Annotated in this window: 14 protein-coding genes; 4 read left to right on the plus strand and 10 right to left on the minus strand. The window is 65.2% G+C overall.

Features of this window, described 5'->3' with window-relative positions:
* Positions 1-99: 99 nt before the first annotated feature.
* Both purD and B2246_RS03995 read right to left on the minus strand, forming a co-directional pair.
* On the minus strand, positions 100-1,368 hold the full coding sequence (gene purD, locus B2246_RS03990; RefSeq protein WP_008645173.1) for a phosphoribosylamine--glycine ligase: 1,269 nt from the start codon (positions 1,366-1,368) through the stop codon (positions 100-102).
* Positions 1,369-1,452: 84 nt separating this feature from the next.
* Entirely contained in the window at positions 1,453-2,178 is a 726-nt protein-coding gene (locus B2246_RS03995) for a YebC/PmpR family DNA-binding transcriptional regulator (RefSeq protein ID WP_008645174.1), read from the minus strand.
* Between the two features lie 255 nt (positions 2,179-2,433).
* Here B2246_RS03995 and B2246_RS04000 point away from each other — a divergent pair, with 255 nt between their 5' ends.
* Positions 2,434-3,969 carry a helicase HerA-like C-terminal domain-containing protein gene (locus tag B2246_RS04000; protein WP_186426380.1) on the plus strand — a complete coding sequence of 512 codons (1,536 nt, stop codon included), beginning with the start codon at positions 2,434-2,436 and terminating at the stop codon, positions 3,967-3,969.
* Between the two features lie 108 nt (positions 3,970-4,077).
* Here B2246_RS04000 and B2246_RS04005 read toward each other — a convergent pair whose 3' ends face one another.
* From B2246_RS04005 to B2246_RS04015, 3 genes are all read right to left on the minus strand, one after another.
* Complete coding sequence (locus B2246_RS04005) at positions 4,078-4,230, minus strand: DUF3149 domain-containing protein (protein WP_008645176.1); 153 nt, start codon at positions 4,228-4,230, stop codon at positions 4,078-4,080.
* Between the two features lie 147 nt (positions 4,231-4,377).
* On the minus strand, positions 4,378-5,028 hold the full coding sequence (gene upp, locus B2246_RS04010; protein ID WP_008645177.1) for a uracil phosphoribosyltransferase: 651 nt from the start codon (positions 5,026-5,028) through the stop codon (positions 4,378-4,380).
* Between the two features lie 91 nt (positions 5,029-5,119).
* Positions 5,120-6,109 (minus strand): Bug family tripartite tricarboxylate transporter substrate binding protein, encoded by a 990-nt coding sequence (locus B2246_RS04015; RefSeq protein ID WP_008645185.1) that lies wholly within the window; start codon positions 6,107-6,109, stop codon positions 5,120-5,122.
* Between the two features lie 243 nt (positions 6,110-6,352).
* Between B2246_RS04015 and B2246_RS04020 the strand changes: the two genes are divergently transcribed.
* The 3 genes from B2246_RS04020 to B2246_RS04030 are packed head-to-tail and all read left to right on the plus strand — an operon-like array spanning position 6,353 to position 8,497.
* Positions 6,353-7,240 carry a DMT family transporter gene (locus B2246_RS04020; RefSeq protein WP_008645186.1) on the plus strand — a complete coding sequence of 296 codons (888 nt, stop codon included), beginning with the start codon at positions 6,353-6,355 and terminating at the stop codon, positions 7,238-7,240.
* Between the two features lie 44 nt (positions 7,241-7,284).
* Positions 7,285-8,073, plus strand: a complete 789-nt coding sequence (locus B2246_RS04025; protein WP_008645188.1) for an SDR family oxidoreductase — start codon at positions 7,285-7,287, stop codon at positions 8,071-8,073.
* Position 8,074: 1 nt separating this feature from the next.
* Positions 8,075-8,497 carry a methylglyoxal synthase gene (locus tag B2246_RS04030; RefSeq protein WP_008645189.1) on the plus strand — a complete coding sequence of 141 codons (423 nt, stop codon included), beginning with the start codon at positions 8,075-8,077 and terminating at the stop codon, positions 8,495-8,497.
* A gap of 24 nt (positions 8,498-8,521) precedes the next feature.
* Here B2246_RS04030 and B2246_RS04035 read toward each other — a convergent pair whose 3' ends face one another.
* The 5 genes from B2246_RS04035 to B2246_RS04055 all read right to left on the minus strand — a co-directional run bounded on the left by B2246_RS04035 (position 8,522) and on the right by B2246_RS04055 (position 13,765).
* Positions 8,522-8,815, minus strand: coding sequence for a YkvA family protein (locus tag B2246_RS04035; RefSeq protein ID WP_008645191.1), 294 nt, complete (start codon positions 8,813-8,815; stop codon positions 8,522-8,524).
* A gap of 132 nt (positions 8,816-8,947) precedes the next feature.
* Complete coding sequence (locus tag B2246_RS04040; protein ID WP_017511216.1) at positions 8,948-10,090, minus strand: BMP family ABC transporter substrate-binding protein; 1,143 nt, start codon at positions 10,088-10,090, stop codon at positions 8,948-8,950.
* Between the two features lie 80 nt (positions 10,091-10,170).
* Positions 10,171-11,091, minus strand: coding sequence for an ABC transporter permease (locus B2246_RS04045; RefSeq protein WP_008645195.1), 921 nt, complete (start codon positions 11,089-11,091; stop codon positions 10,171-10,173).
* 18 nt (positions 11,092-11,109) lie between these two features.
* Positions 11,110-12,204, minus strand: coding sequence for an ABC transporter permease (locus B2246_RS04050; protein ID WP_008645196.1), 1,095 nt, complete (start codon positions 12,202-12,204; stop codon positions 11,110-11,112).
* Positions 12,197-13,765 (minus strand): ABC transporter ATP-binding protein, encoded by a 1,569-nt coding sequence (locus B2246_RS04055; RefSeq protein ID WP_008645197.1) that lies wholly within the window; start codon positions 13,763-13,765, stop codon positions 12,197-12,199. Before B2246_RS04055 ends, B2246_RS04050 begins: the two co-directional genes overlap by 8 nt.
* Positions 13,766-13,889 lie beyond the last annotated feature (124 nt).

A 13,889-nucleotide genomic window follows, 5' to 3' on the forward strand; every position in this document is an offset into this window, starting at 1 on the left:
CCGGGCGGCGGGCGCTCCGGCTGTCATTGCGGTGTCATGATTGTACCGGCTGGCTTCGCCTCACGTGTCGTGGGGCGAATGGTCGGATACCTGGGGTCATCAACGCTTGATGGCGCGGTATCCGATGTCGGTGCGGAATTGCATCCCGTCGAAGCGGATCTGTTCCACTGCAGCGTAGGCGTTCTTCTGTGCTGCCTTGACCGTATCGGCCAGGCCCACCACGCAGAGCACGCGGCCGCCGGAGGTCAGCAGCGTGCCATCCTTGAGCGTGGTGCCGGCGTGGAACGTCACGGCGTCAGCGGTTTCCGCGGGGATGCCGGTGATCGCATCGCCCTTGCGCGGGTTTTCCGGATAGTCGTAGGCGGCCATGACCACGCCCAGCGCAGTGCGGCGGTCCCAGTCCAGCTCGATCTGATCCAGCTTGCCGTCCACAGCCGCTTCCATCACGTCCACCAGGTCGGTCTTCAGACGCGCCATGATCGGCTGCGTTTCCGGATCTCCCATGCGGCAGTTGAATTCCAGCGTCTTCGGGTTGCCGTTGGCGTCGATCATCAGGCCGGCGTACAGGAAGCCCGTGAACGGGATGCCGTCCTTTTCCATGCCACGCACGGTCGGCAGGATAATTTCGCGCAGCGCGCGCGCATGGAGCGCGGGCGTGACCACGGGGGCAGGCGAGTACGCGCCCATGCCGCCGGTGTTGGGGCCCGCGTCGGCATCCAGCAGGCGCTTGTGGTCCTGGCTGGTGGCTAGTGCCAGCACGTTCTTGCCGTCGACCATCACGATGAAGCTGGCTTCCTCGCCTTCAAGGAATTCCTCGATCACGACCCGGGCGCCGGCATCGCCGAGCTTGTTGTCGGCCAGCATCATGTCGACCGCAGCGTGCGCTTCTTCCAGCGTCATCGCCACCACCACGCCCTTGCCCGCGGCCAGGCCGTCGGCCTTGATCACGATTGGCGCGCCTTGGGCGTCGATATAGGCGTGGGCGCCGGCGGCGTCGGAGAACGTCTGGTAATAGGCCGTGGGAATGCCATGGCGATGCATGAAGGCCTTGGCGAAGTCCTTGGAGGATTCCAGCTGGGCGGCGGCCTTGGTCGGGCCGAAGATACGCAGGCCGCGGGCGCGGAACACGTCGACGATCCCGCCTGCCAGCGGCGCCTCGGGGCCAACCACGGTGAACGCCACACCTTCGCGCTCGACGAAGGCGGCCAGCACCTCCGGGTCGGTCAGCGGCACGTTCTGCAGACGCTTGTCCAGCGCCGTCCCGCCGTTGCCCGGTGCTACGTATACGACTTGCACCTTGGGGGACTGGGCCAACTTCCACGCCAGCGCGTGTTCACGTCCACCCGAGCCGACAACCAAAACTTTCATGATCCACTGCCAGAAAAGAAACGCATGCGAAAAGCGGCAGCTGGCTGGTGCCGGGCTGCCGCCATGGGGCGCGGCGCGAGAGGCTTATTCCTCGATCACCGCGTTGGTGAAGACTTCCTGTACGTCGTCCAGGTTTTCCAGCGCGTCCAGCAGCTTCTGCATCTTGATGGCGTCGTCGCCGACGAAGCTCACTTCGTTCTGCGGCTTCATCACCACGTCGGCCACTTCGGCCTTGAAGCCGGCGGCTTCCAGCGCGGCCTTGACCGCGCCGAAGTCATTGGGCGGGCAAGTCACTTCGATCGATTCGTCGTCGTTGGTGACCACATCGTCCGCGCCGGCTTCCAGCGCGGCGTCCATCAGCTTGTCTTCCGGGGTGCCCGGGGCAAACAGGAACTGGCCGCAGTGCGTGAACATGAAGGCCACCGAACCTTCGGTGCCCATGTTGCCGCCGTGCTTCGAGAACGCGTGGCGGACTTCGGCCACGGTACGGGTGCGGTTATCGGTCAGGCAGTCGACGATGATGGCGGCGCCGGCCAGGCCGTAGCCTTCGTAACGGATTTCTTCGTAGTTTGCGCCTTCCAGGCCACCCACGCCGCGCTGGATCGCGCGCTGGATGTTGTCCTTGGGCATGTTCGCGTCCATGGCCTTTTCCATGGCCAGGCGCAGACGCGGGTTGGAGTCGACTTCGCCGCCGCCGAGCTTGGCGGCAACAGTGATTTCCTTGATCAGGCGCGTCCAGACCTTGCCGCGCTTGGCGTCAGCGGCGGCTTTCTTGTGTTTGATGTTGGCCCATTTGGAATGACCGGCCATGTTTCTCTCCGTGGCGCAAAAACGAATCGTGCGGCGTGCGGCCGCTGTTGGCGCGGCGCGGGCGTGGATCAGGCTTCCTTGACAGTTGCTGACAATCCGGCGGCCGCGCCATGTGATTGATGTGCCAATCTGCTGGCTATAATCAGCGCAGGATTTTATCACGCGCCCCCGCCGCTCCGAAGCGCCACGCATCGCGCTTCCGCCGATGGCTGCGGGCGCATTTCCACCCCGTTCATTCCCGCTTCCCGAGATCACATGGCCGATCCCATCCTCATCGCCAAGAATGCCGACCAAGAACTCGTGCTGTTGCCCGAAATGGGCAACCGCCACGGCCTGATCACCGGCGCGACCGGCACGGGCAAGACCGTCACGCTGCAGACGCTGGCCCAGGGCTTCTCGCGGCTGGGCGTGCCGGTGTTCATGGCTGACGTAAAAGGTGACTTGACCGGCATTTCCCAGGCCGGCCAGCCCACGGACAAGCTCAAGGCCCGCCTGGCCGAGCATGGCCTGCCCGAGCCGGTCTGGGGCGCGTGCCCGACCACGCTCTGGGACGTATTCGGCGAAAAAGGCCACCCGGTACGCGCGACGGTTTCGCATATGGGGCCGCTGCTGCTGTCGCGGATGCTCGAACTCAACGATACCCAGGAAGGCGTGCTGAACCTGGTATTCCGCATCGCCGACGCCAACGGCCTGCTGCTGCTCGATTCCAAGGATCTGCGGGCGATGCTCCAGTACGTGGGCGACAATGCAGGCCAGTTCACGACCGAGTACGGCAATATCTCGGCGGCGTCGATCGGCGCGATCCAGCGAGGTCTGATGGCGCTCGAATCGCAAGGGGCGGACAAGTTTTTCGGCGAGCCAATGCTCAATCTCGAGGACTTCATCCAGACCGAGAAGGGGCAGGGCGTGGTCAACATCCTGGCCGCCGACAAGCTGATGAACGCGCCACGGCTCTACGCGACCTTCCTGCTGTGGATGCTGTCCGAACTGTTCGAGAAGCTGCCCGAGGCCGGCGATCTGGAAAAGCCCAAGCTGGTGTTCTTCTTCGACGAGGCGCATCTGCTGTTCAACGATGCGCCCAAGGCGCTGCTCGACAAGATCGAGCAGGTCGTGCGGCTGGTGCGCTCGAAGGGCGTGGGTGTGTATTTCGTGACGCAGAATCCGGTCGATATCCCGGACACTGTGCTCGGTCAGCTTGGCAACCGCGTGCAGCACGCGCTGCGCGCATTCACGCCGCGTGACCAGAAGGCGGTCAAGGTGGCGGCCACGACGATGCGCGCGAACCCGAAGCTCAATCTGGAGCAAATCATCGGCGAACTCGGCGTTGGCGAGGCGCTGGTGTCGTGCCTCGACGCCAAGGGCACGCCCTGCGTCACCGAGCGTGCCTGGGTGCTTGCGCCCGGCAGCCGTATCGGCCCGATTACGGACGACGAGCGTCGGGCGCTGATCGCGGGGTCGCTGGTGGCGGGTACCTATGAGAAAGCGATTGACAGGGAATCGGCGTACGAGAAGTTGCGCGGCAACGCGGCGGCGTCGGGCACGGGAACGCCGGGGCCGGCCAGTAGCGGCGCGGCAGGCGGGACAAGTGGTAGCGCGGAGCAGGGCGGCTGGCTCGATCAGGCTGGCGAGATCTTCGGCACGCTGACGAAAGGCACCGGCAAGACCGGGCGCGGCGATTCGATCCTTGAGTCGATGGCCAAGTCGGCGGCGCGGACGGTGGGTTCCCAGGTGGGACGGGAACTGATCCGCGGCGTGCTGGGCAGTCTGCTCGGCGGCGGCAAGCGCAAGTAGCCTGCGAAGCTGGACTAACGCCGATGCATCAACACAAAACGCCCGCGCGATGCGGGCGTTTTTCATGCGGATGGTCAGGGGCCGGGGTCAGCGCCGCTGGCCAGGGGCTCAGTTGCCGCCGCGCCGCGCCGCCTCTGCGTCCTCGCGCATCTTGCGCGCGAACATCCGCGCAAAGAACGCGCCCATCCCGATGATGAAGGCAATGACGGCCAGACTGCCGAGCCCGGTGGGCGTTGTGAACAGGATCTTGATGGCTTCCATGTGGGACTCCCTTCGCTTTTATATTGATTCACCGTGTATGGCGGACAGTGTAGTCAGTACAAGGCACAGGGAAAGGTCATCCCACAAAAACCTTGAGGCGCATCAAGCGCCTCAATTTCATTCGGACGAACGCAGTTCAGTTCGAGGTTAGTTCTTGGTGCCGAAGAGACGGTCGCCAGCGTCGCCGAGGCCCGGCACGATATAGGCATGGTCGTCGAGATGGTTGTCCAGCGAGGCGACGTAGAGCTTCACGCCGGGGTGGGCCTTCTGAAATACCTCGACGCCCTCGGGCGCAGCCACCAGCGCCACAAAGGTGATGGATTCGTCCTTGACGCCACGGCGCTTGAGCACATCCACCGCATGGGCGGCCGAATAGCCGGTGGCGACCATCGGGTCACACAGGATGAACGAGCGATCTTCCACGTCCGGCAGGCGTACCAGATACTCCACCGGGCGGTGCTGATCGTCGCGATATACGCCGATATGGCCGATACGCGCCGACGGAATCAGTTCCACCAGGCCGTCGCTCATGCCGACGCCGGCGCGCAGCACGGGCACGATCGTCAGCTTCTTGCCGGCGATGACCGGGGCGTCCAGCGGTACCAGCGGCGTGTCGATGCGGCGCGTGGTCAGCGGCAGGTTGCGCGTGATCTCGTAGCCCATCAGCAGCGTAATCTCGCGCAGCAACTCGCGGAACGTGCGCGTCGACGTTTCCTTGTCGCGCATGTGCGAGAGCTTGTGCTGGATCAGCGGGTGATCGAGGATGAAGAGATTGGGAAAGCGCGGATCTTGTTTCATGGCGGCAGGCTCGGAAATCGGGAAGGCCCTCCCTGGAGCGGGAGGGCCCTGTGCAGCGCGATTGTAATGGATGCGCGGGCCTGCCCGGTGGTCAGTCCACCGTGATCCCGGCCGACTTTGCGACCTTTCCGAAACGTTCGTATTCAGTCTGAGTCAGTGTCTGCAATTCGGCAGCACTCGAACCCTTCGGATTGAAGCCGGCCTGGGCCAGCTTGTCGCGCACGTCCGGACGCGCCAGCGCCTCGACAAACGCCGTATTGAGCGTCTGCACCACCGGCGCTGGCAGGTTGGCCGGGCCGTAGACGCCGAACCATGGTTCGACCGCGTAGCCCGGCAACCCGGCTTCGGCCAGTGTCGGCACGTTCGGCAGCGACGGCGAGCGTGTCTTGCCAGCCACCGCCAGCGCGCGCAGCTTGCCAGCCTGGATGTGCGGCAACGAGGCCGGCAGGTTGTCGAACATCACCTGGATGTGGCCGCCGAGCATGTCGTTGATGGCCGGGCTGCTTCCCTTGTACGGCACATGAGTCAGATTCGTCTGCGTCACCTGCGAGAACATCGCGCCGGCCAGGTGCATCGAGGTACCCGTGCCAGCCGTGGCATAGGTCAGCCCCGGATGGGCCTTCGCATAGGCAATCAGTTCCGGGACGGTTTTCACCGGCAGGTTCTCGCTCACCTCCAGCACGATGGTCGAGGTGCCGAGCAGGCTGACCGCCGTGAAGTCGCGCCGCGGATCGAACGGCACGTGCTTGTAGATATGCGGGTTGAGGGCGTTGGTCGAGATCGCGCCGAAGCCGATCGTGTAGCCGTCGGCCGGTGCCTTGGCCACGGCATCCATGCCGATGTTGCCACCGGCGCCCGGCCGGTTCTCGATGACGACCGGCTGGCCGAGCTTTTCGGCCACGCGCTGGCCCACGGTGCGGGCCACGAGGTCGGTGGTGCCGCCTGCGGCATAGGGCACGATGAAGCGGATCGGCTTGCTCGGGAAGCTGTCGGCGGCAAAGGCGGCTGACGGCGCGGCGATCGCGAGCAGGGTGGCGGAAAGGATGGCACGGCGGCGCGCCGTGAAGCGGTAGGACGGCATGACTCGGGTATCTCCAGTTTCTTGTTGTTCCTGTCCGGTTCGCCGCTCTGGCGTGCCGGACAGGCGCCGGCCATTGTATGGGAAAGCAGGCATTAGCGCGGCCCCGGCGAGCATTGCGTCTTTTGGCATACAATCGCCGGGTTCCCGCCGCGCGCCGCACGAATCCAACGTGCCGGCCCGGCGTATGCCCGAACTGCGTCCCCCGTGCCAGCCTCCCAGAAGTCTTTGTCTCCGCCCGTCGAAGTGCCTGCCGCACAGCGCGTCGGGCTTGCCGTCGCGGCCATCGGCGCCGTGCTTTTCTCGGCCAAGGCCATCGTCGCCAAGCTGATGTACCGCTATAACGTCGACGCCGTGATGGTGATCACGCTGCGCATGCTGTTCGCGGTGCCGCTGTTCATGGCGATCGGCTGGTGGCAGGCGCGCAAGCTTCCCGCGTTGTCCTGGGCCGATCGTGGCCGCGTGGTGTTCCTGGGCTTCATCGGCTACTACCTGTCGAGCTTCCTCGATTTCATCGGGCTGCAATACATCACCGCGAGCCTCGAGCGGCTGATCCTGTTTCTGACCCCTTCCTTCGTGCTGCTGACGACCGCGCTGGTCTTCCGCCGGCCTATCGCGGGCCGGCAGTGGATATCGCTGCTGCTGGCCTATGCGGGCATCGTGCTGGTGTTCGCGCACGACCTTGACGTGAGCGGCGCGCAAGTCTGGCTGGGTGGCGCGCTGGTGCTTGGCAGCGCCATGTCGTATGGTGTGTATCTGATCCTGAGCGGTGAACTGGTGCAGCGGGTGGGATCGCTGCGGCTCGTGGCCTATGCGATGTGCGTGTCCACGTTCTGCTGCGTGGTGCAATATCTGGCGTTGGGCCGGCCGATCGCAGAGCTCGCCCAGCCGGCGCCCGTAATGTGGCTGTCGGTGGTGAACGCGGTGTTCTGCACCGTGTTGCCGGTGTCGCTGACGATGATCGCGGTGGCGCGGATCGGTGCGCCGATGGCGTCGCAGGCTGGCATGGTCGGCCCGGTCTCGACGTTGCTGCTGGCGTTCTGGCTGCTTGGCGAGCCCATCAGCGGCGTGCAGATGATCGGTAGTGCCCTGGTGCTCGGCGGCATGTATCTGCTTTCGACGAAGAAAGCCTGAATTCGAAAATTCGAGAAGAATCAACCAAGGAAGGAGAGCAAGAAATGGATCTCGGACTGCGCGGTAAGCATGCGCTGGTGTGTGGCGCCAGCAAGGGGCTCGGGTTTGCGTGTGCCGATGCGCTCGCGGCGGAAGGCGTGGATGTGGTGATCGTGGCGCGTGGCGCCGAGGCGCTGGAGAAGGCCGCAGCCGATCTGCGCGCCCGTCACGGCCGCCGCGTGCTGGCGGTAGCTACCGACATCACCACGGCGGAAGGCCGCAGGCTTGCCCTCGACGCAGCCACGAAGCTGGGCGATCTCGACATCCTGGTCAACAATGCCGGCGGCCCGCCTCCGGGCAACTTCCGCGACTGGGGCCGCGACGAATGGCTCAAGGCGCTCGACGCCAACATGCTGACCCCGATCGAACTGATCAAGGCCACGGTCGATGGCATGATCGCGCGCCGCTGGGGCCGCATCATCAACATCACGAGCGGCGCGGTAAAGGCGCCGATCGACGTGCTGGGCCTGTCCAACGGCGCCCGCTCGGGGCTGACCGGTTTCGTCGCCGGCCTGGCGCGCGAAGTGGCGCAGCATGGCGTGACTGTCAACAACCTGCTGCCCGGACCGTTCAACACCGATCGTCTCTACAAGACGATGGAAGGCGGCGCGCAGAAGGCCGGCATCAGCGTCGATGAAATGGCGCAGCGCCGCGCGGCGTCCAACCCGACGCGCCGCTTTGGCGACCCGGCTGAGTTTGGCGCCACCTGCGCGTTCCTGTGCAGCCGCCAGGCCGCATTCATGACCGGCCAGAATGTGCTGCTCGACGGTGGTGCGTATCCGGGGACGTTCTGACATGCGCAGCAAGCCACGCATCGCGCTGATCGCGCACGATCACAAGAAGGATGACATCGTCGCGTTCGCGGGTCGCCATCGGGACTTCCTGGCCCAATGCGACCTGCTGGCCACCGGCACCACCGGCGGCCGGATCGCTGCCGAAACGGGGCTGCCTGTCGCGCGGATGCTGTCCGGCCCGTGGGGCGGTGACCTGCAGATCGGCGCCCAACTCGCGGAAGGCCGCGTCACCGCGGTGGTCTTCCTGCGCGATCCGATGACGCCGCAGCCGCACGAACCGGATATCAACGCGCTGGTGCGCGCGTGTGACGTGCACAACGTGCCATGCGCGACGAACCTTGCCACGGCGGAACTGGTGGTCGTGGAACTTGCGCGGATCTGCTTTGAGGAAGATCAGGCAGCCGCCGACGACGCGGCACCCTGAGGAAGTACGGTAGTAGTACGGCAGTCAGCGCGACCGCACGGTGGTCGCGCTGGCGCGCATTTCAGCCTGGCGCAGGATATGCGGCGGCAGGCGCTTCAGAATCAGATGGATGGCGAGTGGAATCAGCACGACGTCGTCCACGATGCCGAGTCCGGCGATGAAGTCGGGAATCAGGTCGATCGGCGAGATCGCGTAGAGCAGCAGCCCGGCTGCGGCGGGTTTCAGCCACGGCGGCGAGTCCGGGTGGCGCAGGGCAAACCAGAACAGCCGGCCGTCACGTCGTACCAGCGTCCACAGGGCTGAGAATCGTTTCCACATGGTGGGCCTCCTCGATCACAAGTCACGCATGCGCGTGAACAGCTAGTTTGGGCTGCCCGGAGCCGATTCAAGTTCCTTTGGTTTTCTCCCCACTCTCGCAAGGCGGGAGTGGGGAGTCAGTCACCGGGTCAATCAGCCCGGAACGTTCCCTTCCACACCTTCCACGTAGAACTTGATGTTGTGGAGGAAGTTGTCGTCGGCCACCTGATCCTTGGTCAGCTGTTCCTTGCCGGCGTTGTCCTTGAGCGGACCCTTCCAGATCGGCGCGGTGCCGTCGATCACACCCTTCTTGCGCTCTTCCACCAGTGCCTTGACGTCATCCGGCACCACGGTGTTGAAGCCCTTCAGGTCGATCATGCCTTCCTTCAGGCCCCACCACGTGGTGTTGGGCTTCCACTGGTTGTTGAGCACGTCCTCGACCACCTTGTTGTAGTAGACGCCCCAAGAGATCACGGACGCGGCCAGGTGAGCCTTCTCGCCGAACTTGCTCATGTCGCTGTCCCAGCCGAATGCGTACACACCCTTTTCCTGTGCGGTCTGCACCACGGCGGCCGAGTCGGTGTTCTGCATCAGCATGTCCACGCCCTGGCCGATCAGCGTCGTGGCGGCTTCACGTTCCTTGCCCGGATCGAACCACTTGTTGACCCAGACCACCTTGACCGTGGCCTTCGGGTTCACGCTGCGCGCGCCCAGCGTGAACGAGTCGATGTTGCGGATCACTTCAGGAATCGGCACCGACGCCACCACGCCCATCTTGCCGGTCTTGCTCATCTTGCCGGCCACCACGCCAGCCAGGTACGCGCCCTCATAGGTGCGCACGTCGTACTGCGCCAGGTTCTCGGCGGTCTTGAAACCGGTGGCGTGCTCGAACTTGACGTCCGGGAACTCCTTGGCCACCTTCAGCATGGACTCCATGTAGCCGAACGTGGTGCCGAAGATCAGCTTGTTGCCCTGGCTGGCCAGGTCGCGGAACACGCGCTCGGCGTCAGCGGCGGACTCGGGCACGTTCTCGACGAAGGTGGTCTTCACCTTGTCGCCGAACTTGGCTTCGACAGCCTTGCGGCCCGCGTCGTGGGCATAGGTCCAGCCGGCGTCGCCGACCGGTCCGATGTAGACGAACGCCACCTTCAGCGGCTCGGCAGCCGCAGCGGCCGGCGCAGATGCCGGGGCGGCGGTTTCGGCCGGCTTCTCGGCTTCCTTCTTGCCGCAGCCGGCCAGCGCCAGTACTGCGGTGGCGGCCAGGGCCGCGAGGGTGGTCCTGCGTGTGACGATCATCGATCTCTCCTAGTAGAACGTCTTGTGATGCGTTTGTGATTCGAGTTGTGGTTCGACTTCGTTTGACTGCTGAAAACGGGTCACGCGTTGCCGGGGCGGAACGGCTTGCCGAGCGAGGCCGGCATGTTCAGGCGGATCCAGGCCGGGTTACGCGAAATCAATGCCAGCACGACGATCGTCGCCGCGTACGGCAGCATCGACAGGAACTGCGACGGCACCGATACGCCGATACCCTGCAGGTAGAACTGCAGGATCGTCACGCCGCCGAACAGCCAGGCGCCGATCAGCACGCGGCCAGGACGCCAGGTTGCAAACGTGGTCAGTGCAAGTGCGATCCAGCCACGGCCGGCCACGAGGTTTTCCACCCACATCGGCGTGTAGACCAGCGACAGGTACGCGCCGGCAAGGCCGCAGCACGCACCGCCGAACAGCAGCGCGCAGAAGCGGATCCAGCGCACCGGATAGCCGAGCGCGTGCGCCGATTCGGGCGATTCGCCGATCGCGCGCAGTGTCAGGCCGGCGCGCGTGCGGAACAGGAACCACATGATGGCGAAACACAGGGCCAGGCTGAAATAGACCATCCAGTGATGCTGGAAGAACGCCGGGCCGACGAATGGCAGATCGGCCAGATACGGGACCGACTTGGCCTGCGCGGGCATGGCGTAACCAACAAAGCGCTGGGCGATGAAGGCCGACAGGCCCGTGCCGAAGATCGACAACGCCAGGCCGGTGGCCACCTGATTGGTGGCCAGCACCAGCGCGAGCCACGAGAACAGCGTGGCCATCAGCATGCCGGCCACGGCGCCCGCGACAAAGCCGAGCATCGGCGACTGGGTCTGGTAGCCGACCATGAAGCCGAATGCGGCGGCCACCAGCATCATGCCTTCAGCACCAAGATTGAGCACGCCGGCGCGTTCGTTGATGAGCAGGCCGAGCGCGGCCAGCAGCAGCGGGGTGCCGGCGTTGATCGCGGTGGCGATCAGGGGAGCGAGTTGTTCCATGTTCTTGTGGGCTCCGGATCAGGCGGCGCGGGCGCGCCAGCGCAGGCGGTTATCGATCAGCGTGTCGCAGGCCAGCAGGAAAAACAGCAACATTCCCTGGAACACCCAGCCGATTGCCGACGGCAAGCCCAGTCGGGACTGCGCCATCTCACCGCCGATATAGAACAGCGACATCACGATGCCGCCAAACACGGCGCCCACCGGATGCAGCCGACCCACGAACGCGACGATGATCGCGGTAAAGCCGTAACCCGGCGAGATCGACGGCAGCAACTGACCGATCGGGCCGGTGACCTCGAATGCGCCGGCGAGCCCGGCGGTGCCGCCTGAGACCATCAGCGCGCTCCACAGCGCATTGCGCGACGAGAACCCCGCGTAGCGCGCGGCCAGCGGCGCGGTGCCGCCCACCTGCAGGCGGTATCCGGCGAAGCTGCGGAACACGAACACGGTCATGATGACCACGAGCACCAGCATCACCGCGAAGCCCACGTGCAGGCGCGAGCCGGGCAGCAGGTTCGGCAGCAGGAATGCCGAGGAGAACACCTTCGACTGCGGGAAGTTCATGCCATTCGGGTCCTTGAGCGGCCCATTGACGACCCACAGCAGCAGTTGCTGCGCGATATACGTCAGCATCAGCGAGACCAGGATCTCGTTGGCATTGAAGCGATCCTTCAGCAGCGCGGTGACGGATGCCCACACCATGCCGCCGACGACACCCGCCAGCGAAGCCAGCACCAGCACGACGAAGCCGCTGGTGGTGTTGCCCGGCGTGTCGAACCAGAGCACGGTGGCCCCGGCGAAGATGCCGCCGAGAATGAGCTGGCCGTCCGCGCCGATATTCCACACATTGGCGCGATAGCAGACGGAAAGGCCAAGCGCGCAGAGCACGAGCGGCACGGTCTTGAGCAGGACTTCGCCGATCGCCCGCTTGTCCTTGAGCGGATCGACCAGGAAGACCTTGAGCGCGGCCATCGGATCCTTGCCGATCAACAGGAACAGCATGGCGCCGAACAACAGCGTCAGCACGATCGCGAATAGCGGCGACGCATAGGCCATGCGGCGCGAGGGGACACCGCGCGGCGCGAGCACGACGGGGGAGAGGAGCTTAGCCATGGGCGGTCACCTCCGCGGCAACGCCGTCATGCCGGCTGGCTGGCCCACCTTCCCATAGCCCGCTCATCCATAGGCCCACTTGCTCGCGCGTGGCCGATTCCACCGGAATCGACGGCGACAGGTGGCCCTTGGCGACGACGTGGAGCCGGTCGCAGATGGCGAACAGTTCGTCGAGTTCTTCGGAGACGACGAGAATTGCGCAGCCGGTAGCCTTGAGCGCCAGGATCTCGTTGTGGATCTGGGCGGCGGCGCCGACGTCGACGCCCCAGGTTGGCTGGGCAACGATCAGCACCTTCGGACCGGTCTCGATCTCGCGGCCGACAATGAACTTCTGCAGGTTCCCGCCCGAAAGGCTGCGCGCCAGCGCGGCGGGGCCGCTTGCCTTGACGCGGAAGCGGTTGATGATGCCAGCCGCCAGGCCGTCGGCGGCCTTCGGCGACACCATGCCATGGCGGACGAATGGCGGCGTCTGGTGAGAGAGCAGCGTGTTCGACGACAGGCTCATGCCCGGCACCGCGCCACGGCCCAGGCGTTCCTCGGGAACGAAGGCCAGGCCGGCGCGGCGGCGGCCACGCGCGTCAAGCTTGCCAACCGCCTTGCCGTCGAGATGCACGGCTGTACCGGCCGTGCGTGCGTCTTCGCCGGACAGCGCGGCCAGCAGCTCCTGCTGGCCATTGCCGGAAACGCCGGCGATGCCGACGATCTCGCCCGCATGGACATCCAGCGAGATGTGCTGCAATTCGGTGGCGAACTGGTGCGCGGGCGGCAGCGACAGATCGCGTACGGCAAGCCGGACCGGGCCACGTTCGGCCGTCACGCGGGCTTCGCGCGGCGGCTCGCCGCCAATCATCATGCGCGACAGCGACGCGGCGCTTTGCTCGCGCGGATCGCATACACCCGTGACCTTGCCCATTCGCATCACCGTCGCGTGATGGCACAGCGCGCGGATCTCGTCGAGCTTGTGGCTGATATAGAGAATGCTTGTGCCCTCGGCGGCCAACTGGCGCAGCGTGACGAAGAGCGTTTCCACGGCCTGCGGTGTCAGGACCGAAGTGGGCTCATCGAGAATCAACAACTGGGGATTGGCCAGCAGCGCGCGCACGATCTCAACGCGCTGGCGTTCGCCCACGGAGAGCGTGTGCACGTGCCGGTGCGGCTCCAGCGGCAGGCCGTAGCGTTCGGCCGTGGCGCGAATTCGCTCGGCGAGCTGCTTCATGCTGCCGATGTCCTTGGGGGGCAGCCCAAGCGCGATGTTTTCGGTCACGGTCAGCGTGTCGAACAGCGAGAAATGCTGGAAGACCATCGCGATGCCCAGGTTGCGGGCGTCATGCGGGCTGTTGATCGACACCGGCGCCCCATTGAAGTGCACCTCGCCGGCGTCGGGGCGAACCGCGCCGAAGATGATTTTCATGAGGGTGGATTTGCCGGCGCCGTTTTCGCCAAGGACGGCATGGATTTCGCCGGGCGCGACGCTAAGGCTAACGTCGTCATTGGCGGTCACGCCGGGATAGCGCTTGGTGATATGCGCAAGCGCCAGCCTGGAGGGGGTTTGTAATGTCACTGAGGCGGCTCGAATTGTTGTGGCAGCAACGTTGAGATCAGGCACGTGACAGCGGCTGTGCGTGGCGCAGCATCGCTGCGCGGCAGGCCGTCATCATCATGGTTGCGTGATGCTCGGAATTTGC

Source organism: Cupriavidus sp. UBA2010, assembly GCF_002335265.1.
In the GTDB taxonomy this organism is placed as follows: Bacteria; Pseudomonadota; Gammaproteobacteria; order Burkholderiales; family Burkholderiaceae; genus Cupriavidus; species Cupriavidus metallidurans.

Bases quoted from the DNA above. Each gene is read 5' to 3' on its own strand.
- purD (WP_008645173.1), bottom strand. From the start codon at position 1,368: ATGAAAGTTTTGGTTGTCGGCTCGGGTGGACGTGAACACGCGCTGGCG.
- B2246_RS03995 (WP_008645174.1), bottom strand. From the start codon at position 2,178: ATGGCCGGTCATTCCAAATGGGCCAACATCAAACACAAGAAAGCCGCC.
- B2246_RS04000 (WP_186426380.1), top strand. From the start codon at position 2,434: ATGGCCGATCCCATCCTCATCGCCAAGAATGCCGACCAAGAACTCGTG.
- B2246_RS04005 (WP_008645176.1), bottom strand. From the start codon at position 4,230: ATGGAAGCCATCAAGATCCTGTTCACAACGCCCACCGGGCTCGGCAGT.
- upp (WP_008645177.1), bottom strand. From the start codon at position 5,028: ATGAAACAAGATCCGCGCTTTCCCAATCTCTTCATCCTCGATCACCCG.
- B2246_RS04015 (WP_008645185.1), bottom strand. From the start codon at position 6,109: ATGCCGTCCTACCGCTTCACGGCGCGCCGCCGTGCCATCCTTTCCGCC.
- B2246_RS04025 (WP_008645188.1), top strand. From the start codon at position 7,285: ATGGATCTCGGACTGCGCGGTAAGCATGCGCTGGTGTGTGGCGCCAGC.
- B2246_RS04030 (WP_008645189.1), top strand. From the start codon at position 8,075: ATGCGCAGCAAGCCACGCATCGCGCTGATCGCGCACGATCACAAGAAG.
- B2246_RS04035 (WP_008645191.1), bottom strand. From the start codon at position 8,815: ATGTGGAAACGATTCTCAGCCCTGTGGACGCTGGTACGACGTGACGGC.
- B2246_RS04040 (WP_017511216.1), bottom strand. From the start codon at position 10,090: ATGATCGTCACACGCAGGACCACCCTCGCGGCCCTGGCCGCCACCGCA.
- B2246_RS04045 (WP_008645195.1), bottom strand. From the start codon at position 11,091: ATGGAACAACTCGCTCCCCTGATCGCCACCGCGATCAACGCCGGCACC.
- B2246_RS04050 (WP_008645196.1), bottom strand. From the start codon at position 12,204: ATGGCTAAGCTCCTCTCCCCCGTCGTGCTCGCGCCGCGCGGTGTCCCC.